Here is a 722-nt window from a genome sequence, read left to right on the forward strand (position 1 = left end):
CAAAAGGGGCTGAAGTAGATTAGCCCTAAACCTCACACCAAAGCCGCAGAATTTTTAGCTGCTGCTTTGGCGTCCCAAAATTAAAACGAAATTCGCATTCTTTCAAGAATAGAGGAAAAGACTTTCGGTCAATGCCATTATATTTGCGCAAGACACGCTTGGCCTGATTCCAGAAATTCTCAATGCCGTTGATGTGGTTTTGCCTCTCGGCAAATGCCTTACTGTGGTTAATTCTGTGGTGGTGAAAACCGCTGACATCCAGTACGTCGTAACTGCTCAGGCTGTCCGTATAAACCACGCTGTCCGGCAGAATTTTCTTTGTAATGACAGGAAATAAACTTTCCCTCTTGGCATTGTCCACCACGACGGTATAAACCTTGCCGCCGCGTTTGAGGATGCCGAAAACCACCACTTTGCCTGCGGCTCCTCTGCCGCGTTTCCCTTTGTGCTTACCGCCGAAGTAGCTCTCGTCCAACTCTACGGAGCCCTCAAAAACCTGATCTGCCTCCAAAGCCAGATGATGGCAGATCACTTGGCGGATTTTGCGGTAAAACAGTATGGCGGTGTTAGGTTGGATACCCAAGATATCGGCAGCGGAACGGGCGGTTACTTCCAGCACAAAATATTCGAGCAGCTTTCTTTGTGTCGTCTTTTTTAATTTACAGTGGGTTATCTTCATTTTAGTAGCCTAGCATGACTGCTAATCTACTTCAGCCCCAAAC

General features: G+C 47.2%; 1 protein-coding gene. It reads right to left on the reverse strand.

The window, feature by feature from the left end:
- Window positions 1–25: 25 nt before the first annotated feature.
- Entirely contained in the window at window positions 26–679 is a 654-nt protein-coding gene (locus HMPREF9371_RS10885) for an IS1595 family transposase (RefSeq protein WP_009120206.1), read from the reverse strand.
- Between the last annotated feature and the right edge of the window lie 43 nt (window positions 680–722).

The organism is Neisseria shayeganii 871, assembly GCF_000226875.1.
GTDB classification, from domain to species: domain Bacteria; phylum Pseudomonadota; class Gammaproteobacteria; order Burkholderiales; family Neisseriaceae; genus Eikenella; species Eikenella shayeganii.

Excerpts from the sequence above, each read along its gene's own strand:
- HMPREF9371_RS10885 (WP_009120206.1), bottom strand. The coding sequence starts at position 679 with ATGAAGATAACCCACTGTAAATTAAAAAAGACGACACAAAGAAAGCTG.